This is a genomic window from Curtobacterium sp. MCBD17_013, assembly GCF_003234565.1.
Lineage (GTDB): Bacteria > Actinomycetota > Actinomycetes > Actinomycetales > Microbacteriaceae > Curtobacterium.
Map to the genome: position 1 here is coordinate 256,941 of NZ_QKTU01000003.1, position 16,234 is coordinate 273,174.

General features: G+C 74.0%; 13 protein-coding genes. 6 read left to right on the top strand and 7 right to left on the bottom strand.

Features of this window, described 5'->3' with window-relative positions; all coding sequences use genetic code 11:
* Nucleotides 1-28: 28 nt before the first annotated feature.
* Nucleotides 29-1,567 (top strand): reverse transcriptase family protein, encoded by a 1,539-nt coding sequence (locus DEI81_RS05925; RefSeq protein ID WP_111009574.1) that lies wholly within the window; start codon nucleotides 29-31, stop codon nucleotides 1,565-1,567.
* Nucleotides 1,568-1,581: 14 nt separating this feature from the next.
* Here the strand turns inward: DEI81_RS05925 and DEI81_RS05930 are convergent, their stop codons facing one another.
* From DEI81_RS05930 to DEI81_RS05950, 5 genes are all read right to left on the bottom strand, one after another.
* On the bottom strand, nucleotides 1,582-3,090 hold the full coding sequence (locus DEI81_RS05930) for an NAD(P)/FAD-dependent oxidoreductase (protein ID WP_220035636.1): 1,509 nt from the start codon (nucleotides 3,088-3,090) through the stop codon (nucleotides 1,582-1,584).
* Nucleotides 3,087-5,558 (bottom strand): 7,8-didemethyl-8-hydroxy-5-deazariboflavin synthase CofG, encoded by a 2,472-nt coding sequence (cofG, locus tag DEI81_RS05935; protein WP_111009643.1) that lies wholly within the window; start codon nucleotides 5,556-5,558, stop codon nucleotides 3,087-3,089. The genes DEI81_RS05930 and cofG overlap by 4 nt, the downstream gene beginning before the upstream one ends.
* 152 nt (nucleotides 5,559-5,710) lie before the next feature.
* Nucleotides 5,711-6,619, bottom strand: coding sequence for an alpha/beta hydrolase family protein (locus DEI81_RS05940; RefSeq protein ID WP_111009575.1), 909 nt, complete (start codon nucleotides 6,617-6,619; stop codon nucleotides 5,711-5,713).
* Nucleotides 6,620-6,627: 8 nt separating this feature from the next.
* Nucleotides 6,628-8,346 (bottom strand): DHA2 family efflux MFS transporter permease subunit, encoded by a 1,719-nt coding sequence (locus tag DEI81_RS05945; protein ID WP_258368525.1) that lies wholly within the window; start codon nucleotides 8,344-8,346, stop codon nucleotides 6,628-6,630.
* Between the two features lie 62 nt (nucleotides 8,347-8,408).
* Nucleotides 8,409-9,296: a siderophore-interacting protein gene (locus tag DEI81_RS05950; protein ID WP_111009576.1), complete on the bottom strand. Its 888-nt coding sequence runs from the start codon at nucleotides 9,294-9,296 to the stop codon at nucleotides 8,409-8,411.
* Between the two features lie 210 nt (nucleotides 9,297-9,506).
* On the opposite strand from DEI81_RS05950, the gene DEI81_RS05955 reads away from it, so the two are divergent.
* The 4 genes from DEI81_RS05955 to DEI81_RS05970 all read left to right on the top strand — a co-directional run bounded on the left by DEI81_RS05955 (nucleotide 9,507) and on the right by DEI81_RS05970 (nucleotide 12,977).
* Nucleotides 9,507-10,916, top strand: a complete 1,410-nt coding sequence (locus tag DEI81_RS05955; RefSeq protein WP_181435333.1) for a ferric reductase-like transmembrane domain-containing protein — start codon at nucleotides 9,507-9,509, stop codon at nucleotides 10,914-10,916.
* A 13-nt stretch (nucleotides 10,917-10,929) separates the two neighbouring features.
* On the top strand, nucleotides 10,930-11,397 hold the full coding sequence (locus DEI81_RS05960; protein WP_111009578.1) for an FMN-binding protein: 468 nt from the start codon (nucleotides 10,930-10,932) through the stop codon (nucleotides 11,395-11,397).
* A complete protein-coding gene (locus DEI81_RS05965) occupies nucleotides 11,394-12,239 on the top strand; it encodes an FAD:protein FMN transferase (protein WP_111009579.1) in 846 nt (281 codons plus the stop codon). Before DEI81_RS05960 ends, DEI81_RS05965 begins: the two co-directional genes overlap by 4 nt.
* 255 nt (nucleotides 12,240-12,494) lie before the next feature.
* The gene (locus DEI81_RS05970) at nucleotides 12,495-12,977 is read left to right on the top strand and encodes a hypothetical protein (protein ID WP_111009580.1); all 483 of its coding nucleotides are present in this window, start codon (nucleotides 12,495-12,497) and stop codon (nucleotides 12,975-12,977) included.
* 22 nt (nucleotides 12,978-12,999) lie between these two features.
* Here the strand turns inward: DEI81_RS05970 and DEI81_RS05975 are convergent, their stop codons facing one another.
* Nucleotides 13,000-13,761 (bottom strand): SDR family NAD(P)-dependent oxidoreductase, encoded by a 762-nt coding sequence (locus DEI81_RS05975; protein ID WP_111009581.1) that lies wholly within the window; start codon nucleotides 13,759-13,761, stop codon nucleotides 13,000-13,002.
* Nucleotides 13,762-13,836: 75 nt separating this feature from the next.
* Between DEI81_RS05975 and DEI81_RS05980 the strand changes: the two genes are divergently transcribed.
* A complete protein-coding gene (locus DEI81_RS05980; RefSeq protein WP_111009582.1) occupies nucleotides 13,837-14,427 on the top strand; it encodes a TetR family transcriptional regulator in 591 nt (196 codons plus the stop codon).
* A 153-nt stretch (nucleotides 14,428-14,580) separates the two neighbouring features.
* Here the strand turns inward: DEI81_RS05980 and DEI81_RS05985 are convergent, their stop codons facing one another.
* Nucleotides 14,581-16,137, bottom strand: coding sequence for an amino acid permease (locus tag DEI81_RS05985; RefSeq protein WP_111009583.1), 1,557 nt, complete (start codon nucleotides 16,135-16,137; stop codon nucleotides 14,581-14,583).
* Between the last annotated feature and the right edge of the window lie 97 nt (nucleotides 16,138-16,234).

Below are 16,234 nucleotides of genomic sequence, written 5' to 3' on the forward strand. Positions count from 1 at the left end.
ACGATCCGCTGCGCACTATGGTGAGCCCGTGCGGTGGTCCCCGGGCGAGGCGGATGGAGCACGCGCTGCTGCATCCTCTCCGGGGCTACCCCGGGGCACGCGGATCGACCAGGAACACACGCCTCAGGAGCTCGGGCGCGCTCCGCGCGCTGACGCTCCCGAACGGCACGACGAGTCGTCCGGGGACCACCAGCACGCCGACCCGCCACCGACCTCGCGGCTCGTCGCCCCGGAGCGTTCGGCCGGTCTCGTCGAGACGGCGATCGCGCTCGCGGACGCCTTCCTGGCCGCGTCGGCGTGGCGACCCGCGGAGCTCTCGGCCGCCGGCACCACGACGGTCGGACGCCGTCCGGGTCTGGTCGAGCCCGCGGTCGCGGCCGTCCTCGCCGTGTACCCGCGCGCCCCACGGGACGCGCCGCGTCGGCTGGCCGGGGTCCTCGCGTCCGACCGCTCGTTCACCGCGGCGTTCGCACGCCTCACAGCCCGCCGGCCCGTGCGGCTCCGGGTGCGCACGGTCGCACCCGTGGTCGCGGCTCCGGTCGCGGCGCACGTTCCCGTCGTCGACGCGTTGCCCGATCTCGCGGCGCTGCTCGGTGTCACCACCGAGCGGCTGCTCTGGTTCGCCGACACCCGCGGGTGGAACCGTCGGGTCCCGGCCGGGAGTCCGCTCCACCACTACGAGCACCGGTGGGTCCAGCGCCCGGGACGGACCCCACGGTTGCTCGAGGCGCCGCTCCACCAGCTCCGGACGATGCAGCGGGTGGTGCTCGACCAGGTGTTGGCGCCCCTCCCGCTGTCCGACGCGGTGCACGGCTTCGTGCGCGGTCGCAGCGCGCTGTCCGGTGCCGAGGTCCACGTCGGGCACGACGTCGTCGTGAGTGCCGACCTCGTGTCCTTCTTCGCGGCCGTCCCGGCCTCCCGCGTGTACGGGATCTTCCGCCGGGTCGGGTACGCCGAACCGGTGGCGCACGTGCTCACCGGACTGTGCACGCACGTCGTGCCGGACGCGGTGCTCCGCGCGATGCCGCCGGGCGGGGACCTCGACGAGCGGTGGGCGCTCCGCCAGGCCCTCGCCACGCCACACCTGCCGCAGGGTGCGCCGTCCTCGCCGGCGCTGGCGAACCTGTCGCTCCGCCGACTCGACGCCCGGCTCGCCGGGTGGGCGCAGGCCGCGGACGCCGTCTACACGCGGTACGCGGACGACCTGGCGTTCAGCGGCGACGGCGCGATCGCCGCGCGACCCGACGCGTTCCTGCGCGGCGTCGACCGGATCGTCGCCGACGAGGGGCACGCGCTGAACCCCCGGAAGACGCGCGTGCGGCGGCAGGGGGTCCGCCAGTCGGTCACGGGCGTGGTCGTGAACGCGGTGCCCGGCGTCGGCCGACGCGAGCTCGACCGCCTCCGAGCGATCCTGCACAACTGCGTGCGGTACGGACCGGCGTCGCAGGACCGGGGCGACCACGCCGACTTCCGCGCCCATCTGGAGGGACGGGTCGGCTGGGTGGAGCAGGTGCACCCGGCGCGCGGAGCGACGTTGCGAGCAGAGTTCGAACGGATCGCGTGGTGAGCGCGCGATGCATCTCAGGCCGGTCGTCGGGGGAGCGGCTGGGTGGCCAACCGCTCGAGGGTCCGCCGGAACGCGCGCGCCGTCCCCGGCCAGAGCAGGGTGAGCCGGCCGCTCCGCTCGTCGACGTACCAGCTGCGGCATCCGCCGGTCAGCCAGACCGTGCCCGCGGCCATCGCGTCGAGATCCGCGGTCCATCGGCGCTCGGCGTCGGAGTCCACCTCGACCGTGCGCGCACCGTCGGCCCGCGCGCGTCGCAGGACCGCGACGACGAACCGTGCCTGCGTCTCGATCATGTCGACGGCGCTGTTGTGGCCGAGCGCCGCGTTGGGCCCGTCGACGACGAAGAGGTCGGGGAACCCGGCCACCAGGGTCGTCGCCCAGGCCGTCATCCCGCCGCCCCAGTGGTCGGCGAGCAACAGGCCGTCGCGGCCCCGCACGCGTCGGGCGACGGGCGGGTCGGTGGCGGCGAAGCCCGTCGCGAGCACGATCACGTCGACCGGGTGCCGGCGCCCGGAGTCGGCGACGGCCTCCGTGTCGTCCACCGCGACGAGCGCCGACGACTCGAGCACGGCGCGACCGGACGCCAGCGCCGGGTAGTAGTCGTCCGAGAGCAGGACCCGCTTGCACCCGATCTCGTGGTCCGGGGTGAGCGCGCGTCGCATCGCCGGGTCGGGCACCTGCGCGGCGAGGTGGTCGAGCGCGAGCCGACGCAGGGCGTCGCGGGCGGCACCGGGAGCGCGGCGGGCGACGTGCCCAGCCTCGGCCTGGTCGAACAGTGTGGCGCGCTCGCGCGCGAGGAACGCCGGGTCGGCCGCGGCGTGCTCGCGCTCCGTCGTCGGCACCGCCTCGTCGTTCCGCGGGACGACGTAGGGCGCCGAGCGTTGGAACACGACCGTCCGTGCCGCCTCGACCGCCACGTGCGGCACGAGCTGCACCGCCGATGCACCGGTACCGATCACCGCGACCCGCGCGCCCGCCACCGACGTCGTCGGGTCCCACGCGCTGCTGTGGACGACGGTGCCGGGGAACCGATCGAGCCCCGGCACGGCCGGCAGCCGGGGTTCCGACAGCCGGCCGGCCGCGAGGACCAGCGAGCGGCACCGGACCACCCCGCGGCTCGTGGTGAGGACCCAGCCGGCCGCGTCCTCGGGTCCCTCGTGCCACCGCGCGTCGAGCAGTTCGGTGCCGAAGCGCACGTGGGGCGTCACGCCCTCGGCGCGGGCCACGCCCTGCAGGTATGCCTGGATCTCCGCGCCGGGCGCGAACCGGCGGCTCCAGTCGGGGTTCGGGCGGAACGAGAACGCGTAGAGACGGGCGGGGATGTCGCATGCCACGCCGGGGTAGACGTTGTCACGCCACGTCCCGCCGACGTCGTCCGCGCGCTCGAGGACGACGAGGTCCCGGTGCCCCGCCCGCAACAGGCCCGACGCCACCGCGATCCCGCCGATGCCGGCCCCGACCACGACCGTGTCGACCACGGCGGGCAGGGTGTGCCAGGGCGACGGTGCGACCGGCCCGGTCACGCGGGGGAGCCCTCGCCCTCGCGTGTCACGGCCCCGTAGTCCGTCCGTCGCTCCCGCAGGGGACGTCCCGCGGCTGCCGCGAGGGCCTCGAGGTCCCGCCGTTCGAGCACGAGGCCCGCCTCCGGGCCGGCTGACGGTCGGAGCGCGCCGTCGAGCAGGACGCCGCCGACGTCGTCCGCGCCACCTCGGAGCACGTCGGCCGCCGTCGCGAGCCCGAGCTTCGTCCACGCCGCCTGCACGTGGTCGATCCGCCCCGCGAGCAGCAGCCGTGCGACCGCGATGACCGCGCGGGACTCCGACGGTGTCGGACCGGGCCCGGCGACCGCCGCGACCGCGGCGGGTGCGTCCGCCGGGACGAAGGGCATCGGGATGAACTCGGTGAACCCGCCGGTGCGGTCCTGCACGCGCGCGATCGTCCGGAGGTGCGCGACGACCTGTTCTGGCGTCTCGACGTGCCCGTATACCAGGGTCGCGGTCGAGGGCAGACCGGCCGCGTGCGCGGCGCTGATCGTCTCGGACCAGGTCGTCGCCGGTGGGTCCTGCCCCTCGCTGAGCACGGCGCGCACGTCGTCGTCGAGGACACGGGCGGCCGTGCCGGGCACGCTCGTCACGCCGGCGTCCCGGAGCATCCGGAGGAACCCGGGCAGGTCGACCCCCGCACGGGCCGCGCCGTCGACGAGCTCGGGTGGCCGGAAGGCGTGCACCGACAGGGCAGGGGCCGCGCGACGGACCGCGCGGACGACGTCGGTGTACACGGCGGCCGGGAGGCTCGGGTCGGGTCGTCCCTGCAGACACACCTCGGTCGCGCCGAGCGCGGCCGCCTCGGCGGCCAGGGCAGCGACGTCGTCGACGCTCAGACCGTCCCCCTTCCCGGCCTCGTGGTCGTCCCCGACGAGCCGCGCGGTGTCGATGTTGCGGTTCACGACGTGGGTCACGGCGTCGAGTCCCGCCGCGGCCCGCACGCGGTCGGCGAGCTCGGCGAGCGCGTCGAGCTGCGCGCCACGGGCGGTGAGCAGCACGGCGGCGTCCTCGTCCGTGATCGCGGACGGGTCGGTCCCGGCGGCGACGGTCGCCGCGGCGAGTGCGGCGTCGACCCGGGGATCGCCGACGGGCGGTGCCGCCGCGTCGCGCCCGAGTCGCACCGGCGCGCCGTCGTCGCGGGTGGCGGACCGACCGCGGACGGGTGCCTGCTCATCCGCGAGCCGGGTGACGGGGTCCTGCAGGGCCTCCAGGGCAGGTCGGACGGCGTCGTCGAGCCAGCGGTCGGCGTCGGCCAGGTACCGCGGGTGGGCGGTGAGCCGTTCGCGGAGCGTGTACCCGGACCGGGCGGTGAGGTCCGCGAGCGTGTCGAGTTCCGGCCACGGCCGCTCCGGGTTGACGTGGTCGGCGGTGAGCGGACTGACGCCGCCCCAGTCGTCGACGCCCGCGCGGACGAGCAGGTCGAGCTCGGCCGCGTCGGTGAGGTTCGGCGGCGCCTGCACGGTGGTGTCCGGCCCCATCACGACGCGCGCGACGGCCACGGCGGCGACGTACTCGACGAGGCCGAGGTCCGGTTCGTTCTGCATCGCCGTCCGGGGCTTCGCGCGGAAGTTCTGGACGATGGTCTCCTGCACGTGCCCGTACCGCTCGTGCAGCCCGCGGATGGCGAACAGGGCCTCGGCGCGGTCGTGGTGGTCCTCGCCGATCCCGAGCAGGACGCCCGTGGTGAACGGGATGCGGGAGCGTCCGGCGTCCTCGATGACCCGGAGCCGCAGCGCAGGGTCCTTGTCGGGGGACCCGTGGTGCACGCCGCCGGGTTCGGACCACAGCCGCGTCGCGGTCGTCTCGAGCATCATCCCCATGGAGCCCGCGACCGGGCGGAGGCGCTGCATCTCGGCCCAGGACATCACGCCCGGGTTGAGGTGCGGGACCAGCCCGGTCTCCTCGCGGACGAGCCGCGCCATGGCGTGCACGTAGTCGAGCGTCGAGTCGTACCCGTGGTCCGCGAGCCACGTGCGCGCCGCACGCCAGCGGTCCTCCGGGCGGTCGCCGAGCGTGAACAGGGCCTCCTTGCAGCCCATGTCCGCACCCGCACGGGCGATCGCGAGGATCGCCTCCGGCTCCATGTACGTCGGGATGCCGCGCGTGGCGAGGCCCCTGGGGGTGTCGACGAAGACGCAGTAGTGGCAGCGGTCGCGGCACAGCTGCGTGATCGGCAGGAACACCTTCTTCGAGTAGGTGATGACGCCGGCGCGTCCGGCACGCTCGAGTCCGGCGTCCCGGATCCGGGAGGCCACGGCGAGCAGGCGGTCGAGGTCGCGACCGCGGGCTCCGAGCAGGGCGGTGGCGTCGTCCACGTCGATGGGCTCGTCCGACTCGGCGCGATCGAGGGCCCGGTCGAGCGCCGGGGAACCGGGGGCGCGCCGGTCCGGGATCGGGACGGCGGTGGGGACGGGCACGGATGTGGGCACGGATGTGGGCACGGTCATGGCGGGCTCCCGGACGGCGTGGGCGGCGGACCGGTGCTCGACGGAGCACCCCGGACCCAAATCGAGGCCCGATCGGTGACTCCACCGATGCTAGCCGGGCCGGCGGGCGCCGCCGTCCGCCGGGCCGGCGGGCGCCGCCGTCCGCCGGGCCGTCAGGTCGCCGAGGTGAGGTGCCGCCCGAGGAAGGCGACGTGGTCGGGTGCCAGGCGCCTCCAGAACGCCATGTCGTGGCCGCCGGCCTCGAACCCACCGGCCGGACGACGGGTGAATCCGTCGACGTACGTCCGGACCGCCGGTTCGAACCCGTCGCCGGTGCCGCAGTCGATCCGCACCGGGATGCCGTCGAGCGCGCGCTGCCGGCCCGTCACCGTGTTCGCGGCGAAGTCGGTCGGGTCGTCGAACGCACCGCGGGCGGTGTCCCCGGCGGTGGTCCACAGCGCGGGGGACAGCGCGGAGACGACACGGACGCGGTGGCGCCCGAGCACTCCCGCGAAGTGCAGTGCGCCGTACCCGCCCATTGAGTACCCGGTGAACCCGAGGCGGCCCGTGTCGAGTCCCTGCCGCGCGAGCAGGGGGAGGAACTCGTCGAGCACCATCGACGCGGGGTCGTCACCGTCGGCCCGCCGGTGCCAGTAGCGGTCGCCCCCGTCGACCGCGGCGATCGCGAAGGGCGCACCACCGTGGTCGACGTGCTCGGCGAGGAACCGGTCGAGGCCGAGCCGGTGCCCGAACAGGTCCGCGTGGTCGTCCCCGTACCCGTGGAGCGCGACGACGACGGGGAGCGCGTGGTCCGACGTCGGCGCCGCGACCGTCCAGCCCACCCGTCGACCGCGTCGTGCGCGCGAGGTGAACGAGCCCGAGCGCATCGGGACGGGACGGACGTCCGGGATGCGCCCGGCGTGGCCGTCCAGGCCGAGCACCCGGTACAGGGTGGACCGCCCGGGGAGCGCCCGGAGGTCGACGGCGGCACCGAGGGCACCGACCGCGGCGACGCCGACCGCCCCGACGACGAGTGACCGGCGCGTCACGACGGCGCGGCGGGATCCGGAGGGTGCGGCCATGGGGACGATCAGGCTCCGGTGTCCGGCGGCGCGACGTGGCGGGCGTGGTGCTCCGCCGGGACCCGTGTGCCACCGGCGTCCGTCGGGGCCCGCGATGCGAGGTGGGCCGGTGTGTGGTCGTGATGCTGCGTGGGCTGGGCGGGGGCCGTGTGGTCGGCGGCGGCCGTGTGCTCGTCGTGCGGCGTGGGCTCGGTCTGCGCGTCCTGCCCGGGCTGCTGCCCCCGTCCGGGCTGCTGCCCCTGGCCGGGCTGCTGTCCCCGTCCGGGCTGCTGCCCCCGCGGGAGCACGAACACGAGCAGGAACGCGAGCAGCGCGAACGCCGCGCTGACGAGCATGGCGTGGGCCGCGGCGTCGCCGAACCCGGTGGCGAGCGCGGCCTTCGAGCGGCCGGACACCGTCAGCGTCCCGAACAGCACCGACCCGATCACCGCGATGCCGATGGCTGCGCCGACCCGCTGGATCGCGTTGACGACCGCGCTCGCGGCGCCGGCCTCGGCGGGGTCGACGGTCGCGACGATGATCTGCACGTTCGGGGCGATGAAGAACCCGTTGCCGACGCCGGCGATGAACAGCGGCGCCAGGAACTCCCAGTTCGTCAGGTCGGACGCGTCCGTGAGCTGCAGGACGAGCCAGGACCACACGAGACCGATCGTGACGAGCGCCGTGCCGAGCACGAGGACGTTGCGTCCGAGCCGGCCCACGAGCCGGGCGCTCTGCGACGAGCCGGCGATCGAGCCCACGGCGAACGGGGTCGCGACGAGCCCGGACTCGAGCGCGGTGTGGCCGAGGCCGCTCTGCCAGAGGAGCGAGATCGTGAAGAAGATGCTCGTGAACGCGGCGAAGTACACCAGGGCGAGGATGACGCCGCCCGTGAACGCCCCGTGGCTGAACAGGTGCGGTGGGACGAGCGGTGCCGCGCCCCGGCGGCTGATCCGGAGCTCCCACAGCGCGAACAGGGCGATGAGCACGACACCGGCCGCGAGCGTCAGGTAGGTCCAGAGCGGCCACCCCTCGTCCTGGCCCTGGATGAGCGGGACGAGCAGCGCGACGAGGCCCGCGGAGACGAGCAGGAGTCCGACGAGGTCGACGCCCTTCGCGCCCTCGCGGACGTCGAGGTCGCGTCGGGCCGGCAGGAGCGCGACGGCCGCGATGAGGGTCGCGATCCCGATCGGCACGTTGACGTAGAACACGGTGCGCCATCCGTCGGTGTCCCCGAACGCCTGGATGAGCAGACCACCGAGGATCGGCCCGAGCGCCGTGGACACCCCGATGACGGCACCCATGATCGCGAACGCACGTCCGCGCGTCCGCGGCGGGAACAGCAGCTGGATGAGGGCGGTGACCGCGGGCACGAAGATGCCGCCCGCGAGCCCCTGGACCACGCGGAACACGACGAGCCAGACGGCGTCCGAGGCGATGCCGCACGCGAAGCTCGCGGCGGTGAACAGCGCGAGCCCCGAGAAGAACACCCACTTGTGCCCGATGCGGTCGCCGACCCGTCCGGCCGGGATCAGCGTCAGCCCGAACGCGAGCGCGTACCCCGAGATGATCCACGACAGCGTCGCCTCGGACGCGTCGAGCGACTGGCGGATCGTCGGCAGGGCGACGTTCACGATGGTGGTGTCGAGCAGTGCGATGAACATGCCCGCGAGGAGCACGATCATCGCCTGCCAGGCGCGGCGGGGCACGGCGTCGGCGGACGGCTGCCGGGTGGTCGGTTCGGTCACGGGTCGCTCTCGGATCGAGGATGGGCGGTGCGCACCCGGCCCGGAGGGCGGGCGGTGCGGGGTCAGTCGGCGAAGATCTGCCCGACGGGCTCGCGCTTCTCGGCCTGGAAGCGGTCCTCGGCGCGACCCAGCGCCCAGTATGCCGACAGGGACATCGCGCGGCGCTCGATTCCCCAGCCGTCCTGCAGGATCGCTCGGATCGCCTGCATGGCGCCGCGCTCACCGTGCGCGAACACCGCGACCGGCCGGGAGGGCCGCGACAGTCCGCGAACGGCGTCCGTGAGCAGCGCCCCGGCTCCGGCGACGGCTCCGTCGGGCCCACGGCGGTGGAGCCACCGCACCACGACCCCGTCCGGGGCCGCGAGCGGGAGTTCGTCCTCGGGGCCGTCCACCTCGACGAACGCGCGTCCCGAGGCGGCGGCGGGCAGGGCCTCCAGGACGGCGGCCACGGCGGGCAAGGCGGAGTCGTCGGCCACGAGGAGGTGCCAGGTCGCCGGGTCGGCGGTGGGGGAGTAGCCGCCTCCGGGACCGGAGAGCGCGAGGGTGTCGCCCGGCCGTGCGGACGCGGCCCAGACGCCGGCGACGCCCGCGTCGCCGTGCACGACGAAGTCGATCGTGATGGTGCGGGCGACCGGGTCGACGGCGCGGACGGTGTAGGTCCGGCGCACCGGCATGTCCTCGGGCGCGAGTCGGCCGCGGAGCGCGTCGAGGTCGTACGGCGGGGTGAGGCCGAGGTCCGGACGCGCGAACAGGAGCTTGACGTACTTGTCGGCGGCGCCGAGCCGGTCGGGCGACGCCCCGGCGACGAAGTCGTCGAACGCGGGGCCGCCGAGGTGCACGCGGACCAGGTGCGGGCCGAGGCGCTCGGTCCGGTCGACCACGAACACGTGCTGGGCTCGGGCTGGCCGCGGCTGGGGTCCGGCGGCAGCGGGTGCGGGGGGATTCGTCATCACCTGCAGTCTCCCAGCACATCCGCGGCGTGACCGGGCATTTCTCGGTCGATTCTCGGAGCCGCCGTGCGCGGGTACGGCCACTGAGGAGAACCCGCGTGTTCTCACAACCCGCCCCCGGCCCGCTCATGGGATCGACACAGCCTGAGACCGTTCGATCATCCCACGACCACCGGCAGGGTGCTGGCGTCGCGGCGGATCGGAGACCCCATGGCGATCGGGACGGTTGGGCGGGCAGCGCCCACACGGCGCCCCACCGAGCGGCAGCTCCGCCGGCGGCACCGGACGCGCCAGGCCACCGTCGACCTGCTCGTCGTCGCGGTGTGGGTTTCGGCCGCCATGGCGCTCGCGCTCTGGCTCACGGCGGTCCCGGTGCGGTGGGACGGCATCGGTGTCGTCGTCACCGACCTCGGGATCGCGGCTGGCCTCGTCGGGACCGACCTCGTGCTCGTGATGATCGTCCTCGCGGCCCGCATCCCGTGGATCGACCGCGTGGTGGGACACGACAGCGCGATGGCCGTGCACCGGTCCCTCGGCAAGCCGTCCCTGTACCTGTTGCTGGCCCACGCGGTGCTGCTCGTCGTCGGGTACGCGCTCGCGGCGCACGTCGATGTCCTCGCCGAGGGGTGGGCGCTCGTCACCACGTACGACGTCTTCCTCTCGCTGCTCGCGATCCTGGCGATGATCGCGGTGGTCGTGACGAGCGTCGTCGCGGTCCGACGGTACCTGCCGTACGAGGGCTGGCACGCTGTCCACCTCCTCAGCTACGTCGCGGTGCTCATCGCTCTGCCACACCAGCTGTCGCTCGGCGGCATGCTCGCACACGGCTCGTGGCAGCGCACGTACTGGATCCTCCTGTACGCGACGGCGATCGGCGCGATCGGCTGGTTCCGGTTCACCGTGCCCGCGATCCGGAGCGTCCGGCACCGCATGGTGGTCGAGCACGTCGAGCGCATCGCGCCCGACGTCGTGTCGCTCTGGATCCGCGGACGTCGGCTCGACCGACTCGGGGCGCGCGGCGGACAGTTCCTCATCTGGCGGTTCTGGTCCGGCGAGACCTGGTGGCACGCACATCCGCTGTCGCTGTCGGCGGCTCCGTCGAGCACGCGGCTGCGGATCACCGTCCGGTCCCTCGGTGCCGGGAGCGGTCGACTCGCGACGCTCCCGCCCGGAACGCGCGTGTCGTTCGCCGGACCGTACGGTGTCTTCACCGACCGCGTCCGGGCAGGCGACCGGATCGCCGTCGCTGCCTCCGGCATCGGCGTCACCCCGATCCGCGCGTTCCTCGACCACCTCGACGTGCCCCGGGGCGCCGTGACGATCCTCCTCCGCGCCCGGAGCGAGCGCGAGACGTACCTGTGGGACGAGGTGTTCCAGTGGGCGACCGACCACGGCGCCCGCGTGTACACGAGCATCGGCCCGCGTGGCCGGGGTCCGAACGGGTGGCTCGCCGCCGCTGACACGGCGCGCGGGGTCAGCGCGGGCACCGTCTGGCCGGGCATCGCGGACAGCGACCTGTACATCTGCGGACCGGACGGCTGGTCGGACCTCGTCGAGGCGGACGCCCGACGCGCAGGTCTGCCCGCGGACCGGCTGCACCGCGAACGATTCGACTGGTGAGGAGAGGGTGGTCATGAGGAAACGGGCACTCATCGGCGGGGTCCTCGCGTCGGTCGCCGTGGTCCTGGGGTCCTGGGAGGTCGGGCAGCCACACACGACGACCACCACGACCACCCCGGCGGCCAGTGGCGACGATGGTGGTTCGTCCTCCGGCTCGTCGTCGTCCGGTTCGTCGTCGTCCGGCTCGACGAGCACGGCGACGTTCACCGACGGGACCTTCACCGGCTCCACGGTGTCGACCCGGTACGGCGACGTCCAGGTGGAGGTCACGGTGTCGGGCGGCAAGATCACGGCCGTGACACCCCTCCACCTCACCGACGCCGAGCAGCGCTCCGTCATGATCAGTGAGCAGGCGGCGCCGCTCCTCGAGGACGAGGTCCTCAGTGCCCAGTCCGCCGACGTCGACACCATCAGCGGCGCGACCTACACGAGCGACGCGTACCTGCAGTCACTGCAGGCGGCGCTCGACCAGGCGCGATGACGTCGATCGGGTCGGTGACACCGACCGGGGACGGCACCGGCGTCAGAGGCATCGACGCGCCCGACGGCGTGCGACTCGTCGTGCCGACGATGGGCACGATGGCGTCGATCCGGGTCGACGGACCCCGCGGCGACACCCGTGGCCTGGAGGGCCGGATCACCGCCGTCGTCGACCGGCTCGACCGCGAGTTCAGTCGCTGGGACCCACGCTCCCCGGCGAGCGACGTCGCTCACGGCCGACTCCGCCTCGGCGACACGAGCGCGGAGCACCGAGCCGTGTACGCGCTCGCGATCGACTGGCGGAACCGCTCGGGAGGCGCGTTCGATCCCCATCGACCCGATGGCACCGTGGACCTCGCGGGCATCGTGAAGGCGCTCGCGATCGAGCGGGTCGGCGCCGTGCTCGACGACCTCGACGCCGTGGGGTGGGTGTGCAACATCGGTGGTGACGTCCTCGTCGCCGGCACGACCATGACCGGGCGCCCCTGGACCGCGGGGATCGTCGACCCCGCCGACCGATCGTCGCTCATCCGTCGCGTGCGGCTCCTCGCCCGGCACCGCGCCGTCGCGACCTCGGGGACCGCGGAGCGTGGCGCACACATCTGGTCTCCGCTCGGCGACCAGTCGACGAGCGAGCGGTTCGTCCAGGCGAGCGTGGTCGCGGCCGACATCGTGACCGCGGACGTCCTCGCCACGGCCGTGATGGCCGGTGGTGCGACCGCCGCCGCGCTCGCCGCGTCCGAGCACGGGTGCGTGGTCCTCGCGGTGCGGCCCGACGGCACGACCGCGACGTGGGGGCTCGACCGACAGCTGCAGACCCGGCGCGGTGCCCACGCCGCCTAAGGGGGTACCGGGCGCGAGCACCGCGCGGGCGTCGCTTCCGCTGAAGGAGGGGCGACGGGAACGATCCTGTTCGTCCCGGACCAAGGAACCGCCAAGGAACCGAGCGACGCCCGTTCCGGCAGTTCGTGCTCTCGGAGCGGACGCACCGAGCCGTCATACGGGTGCCACAGGCGGGAGCGGTGTCATCGATCCAGGCGCTTCGCGGCGCTGCACACGCCCGGAGGTCCGGGAGCACCACGATCAGGAAGACCAGCCATGACGAGCACGAACGACACGGACCGACGCCCCGACTGGGAGCACACGCCCGCTCCCGGGGTGGACCAGCGCCCGGCGCCCGATCCGATGCCCCGGATGTCCGGCGGGGAGCGGCGTGGCGGCGTCCCGGGATGGAGCGAGGTGCCGTCGGTGCGCGTGCCGCCCGTGATGTTGCCGCCGACCTCGGTCAGGTCGTCGCGGCGCTGGTTCTGGCCGGCCGTCGTCGCTGCGGTCGCGGTCGTGGCCCTGTTCGTCGGTGGCGTCGGCGGGTACGTCATCGGGCATCGGTCGTCCGGCACGACGACGCAGCAGTTCCCGAGCGGCGGGACCGGCGGGTACGGCTCGCCGGGCGGTGGGACGGGGGAGCTCCCGGGCGGGACCGGGTCGGGTAGCGGCACCGGCACCGGAACCGGCACGGGCACGGGCACGGGCACCGGAACCGGAACGGGTGCCGACGCCGGTGACGCCGGCACGTCCTCCTGACCGCGCCGGCGGCCGCCTCGGGTCAGACGACCGACCAGCCGCCGTCGCTCGGCAGGACCGCGCCGTTCACGTTCGCGGCGTCGTCGCTGAGCAGCCAGGTGATCGCGGCCGCGAGCCGCTCCGCCTCGGCGGGCTGGGGCACGGCGACCTGCATGATCGGACCGATGCGGCCGGCGGCGAAGTCCGATCGCATCGGGGCCTCGATGTTCGTCATGACCGCTCCGGGCGCGACGGCGTTCGCGCGGACGCCGCTCGGGCCGTAGAAGAACGCGACGCTCTTCGTGAGGCCGACGACGGCGTGCTTCGACGTCGTGTAGGCGACGCCGGCGGCCGAACCGCGGAACGCCGCCTCCGATGCCACGTTGACGATCGAGCCCGCGCCGGCGGGGATCATGAGCCCGAGCACCGCGCGCGTCAGACGCATGGGCCCCGTCACGTTGACGCCCATGACGCGGTCCCACGTCGCGTCGTCGACCTCGGCCGGCGGCAGGAACGCGTCCATGATGCCGGCGACGTTCGCCAGGCCGTGCACGGATCCGTCGGCGGCCGCGATGACGGCGTCGATCGTCGGGGCCTGCGCCACGTCGCCGACCACGGTGACGACGTCGTGCCCGGCCAGCTCGCCGCGCAGGGCGTCGAGTCGGTCGGCGACGACGTCGGTGGCGACGACGCGGGCGCCCTCCTGCACCAGCCGGGTGGCGGTGGCCCGGCCGATGCCGGAACCGGCGCCGGTCACGATGACGGTCCTCCCGTCGAATCGTCCCGGGGTGATGGTCTGCGTCATGATTGCTCCTCGTCGAACACGGGCCGCGGGTCGGCCCGGAAGCAGTTATAGCACCCAGTGCCAAAAGGAGGCCCGGTGGCAGCAGCGAGAACGGGCCGTCCCGTCGAGGTGGACCCCGACCGCGTCGCCGAGGTCGCGCTCCGGCTGTTCGCCGAGCGCGGCTTCGATGCGGTGACCATGGACGACGTCGCGGTGGCGGCTGGCGTCAGTCGGCGCACCCTCTTCCGGGTGTTCCGGACCAAGGACGACCTCGTCTGGGGCGGGACCGCCGAGGCGGCCGACCGGATCGCCGCCGAGCTCGCCGCGCTGCCGGACAGGGCCGACCCCTACGAGGCGATGCGGACGGCGTACGTGGCCGCGCTCACCTTCCCGTCCTCGCTCATCCCCGTGACGCGGGCGCGACTGCGTCTCATCGCGGACCACGAGCGATTGTCGGCCGGTGCGGTGACCCGGCTCGGCGCGGGCCGTGACCTCGTCGTCGGGGAGCTGCGCCGGCGGCTCGGACCGGACGCGTCGCCGCTGCTCCTCGAGGTCCGTACCAGCGCGATCGCCGCCGCGGTGTTCGCCGCCATGACCTTCTGGGCCCGGCAGGACGGCGGCGATCCCGCGACCGTCGTGGACCGCGCTCTCGCAGGCCTCGTCCGGGACTGGTCGGCGGACGGCTGAGGTCGACCGAGCCCGGCGTTCGGCCGGACGAGGTTCGCCGTCACCGGCCGATCGACGTCGCCGACACGGGCGTGACCGACTCGGCCGGGAGGACCGGGACCGGCTCGCGCAGGCCGGTCCCGTCCTCGAGCGGCTCGCCGCGGCTGCTGCCGACTAGGAGCGGTCCTCGCGGCGGCGGACCTGTGCGCGCGGGTCGCGTCCCGTGACCGGGTACGGACCGGTGACGCCCTCCCGGAGCGACGCGATGCGGAGGATCCGGTCGCGCTGGAGGAACCACCCGACCACGAGCAGCGGGATGATCACCACGAGCGACGCGATCGTGAGCGTGCCGATCGGCCAGTCGATCGCCATGAGCACGAGCACGGACACCAGGAACGCGAGCGTCAGCCAGGACGTCACCGGGGCGCCCGGGAGCCGGAAGGTCGGCTCCTTCGCCAGGCCCTGCTTCGCCCAGACCCGGAGTCGCATCTGGCAGAGCATGATCGTGCCCCACGCGGTGACGATCCCGAGCGCCGACACGTTGAGGACGATCTCGAACGCCTGACTCGGCACGAACAGGTTGAGCACGACACCGGCGAGCGTGAAGCAGGCCGTGAGCAGGATGCCCGCGAACGGCACCCCGCCCTTCGACATCTTCGTCGTCCACTTCGGCGCGGAGCCGTTCATGCCCATCGAGTGCAGCGCCCGGCCCGTGGAGTACAGCCCGGCGTTCAGAGACGACAGCGCTGCGGTGAGCACGACGAAGTTCATGACGGATCCGACGACGTGCCCGACCTGCGGGTTGCCGATGGACGAGAAGAACGTGACGAAGGGGCTGACGCCCTCCTTGTAGGACGTGTACGGCAGGAGCAGCGACAGCAGGATGATCGAGCCGACGTAGAACACCGCGATCCGGAGCACGACCGAGTTGATCGCCCGGGGGATCACCTTCTCGGTGTCCTGCGTCTCGCCGGACGCCGTGCCGACGAGCTCGATCGCAGCGTAGGCGAACACGACGCCCTGCACGACGAGCACCGCGGGCAGGAGCCCGGTCGGGAACAGCCCGCCGTGGTCGCCCCAGATCGAGAAGCCGGTGTGGACGCTGGCGCCGCCGGTCTGCACCGGGAACGCGAAGAACAGCCAGATGAGTGCGATCACGAGGAACGCCACGAGCGCAGCGACCTTGATGAGCGCGAACCAGAACTCGAGTTCGCCGAACACCTTGACCGCCACGAGGTTCGCGGCGAGCACGACGAGCAGGGCCACCAGGGCGAGCGCCCACTGCGGGATCGCGCGCGTGCCCGCCCAGTAGTGCAGGTACAGGGCGACGGCGGTGGTGTCGACGATCGACGTCATGGCCCAGTTGAGGAAGTACATCCACCCGGCCGCGTACGCGAACTTCTCGCCGTAGAACTCGCGCGCGTACGAGATGAACGAGCCGGACGACGGACGGTGCAGCACGAGCTCGCCGAGCGCGCGGAGGATGAAGAACGCGAAGATCCCCGCGACCAGGTAGACGACCGCCAGCGCGGGTCCGGCGGAGTGCAGCCGACCGCCGGCGCCGAGGAACAGACCCGTGCCGATCGCTCCGCCGATGGCGATCATCTGGAGCTGCCGGGGCTTCAGGCCGTGCTGGAACCCCTCCTGCTCGTGGGCGAAGTCGTTGCCGGACGCCCGTCCGGTGTCGTTCGCTGGTGGCCGTCCGGTGTCGCTGTGGTCCTGCGCGGTCATCCCGCCACCGTACCGACGAGCTGCCGGACGTGCTCCCGGACCAGGGGGCAGCGACGGTTGCGCGACGGTCGTCGTCCAGCCGTCGCCACGTGTCAGC

Coding starts and splice junctions, on each gene's coding strand:
- cofG (WP_111009643.1), bottom strand. CDS start 5,558: ATGACCGTGCCCACATCCGTGCCCACATCCGTGCCCGTCCCCACCGCC.
- DEI81_RS05940 (WP_111009575.1), bottom strand. CDS start 6,619: ATGGCCGCACCCTCCGGATCCCGCCGCGCCGTCGTGACGCGCCGGTCA.
- DEI81_RS05950 (WP_111009576.1), bottom strand. CDS start 9,296: ATGACGAATCCCCCCGCACCCGCTGCCGCCGGACCCCAGCCGCGGCCA.
- DEI81_RS05955 (WP_181435333.1), top strand. CDS start 9,507: ATGGCGATCGGGACGGTTGGGCGGGCAGCGCCCACACGGCGCCCCACC.
- DEI81_RS05960 (WP_111009578.1), top strand. CDS start 10,930: ATGAGGAAACGGGCACTCATCGGCGGGGTCCTCGCGTCGGTCGCCGTG.
- DEI81_RS05965 (WP_111009579.1), top strand. CDS start 11,394: ATGACGTCGATCGGGTCGGTGACACCGACCGGGGACGGCACCGGCGTC.
- DEI81_RS05970 (WP_111009580.1), top strand. CDS start 12,495: ATGACGAGCACGAACGACACGGACCGACGCCCCGACTGGGAGCACACG.
- DEI81_RS05975 (WP_111009581.1), bottom strand. CDS start 13,761: ATGACGCAGACCATCACCCCGGGACGATTCGACGGGAGGACCGTCATC.
- DEI81_RS05985 (WP_111009583.1), bottom strand. CDS start 16,137: ATGACCGCGCAGGACCACAGCGACACCGGACGGCCACCAGCGAACGAC.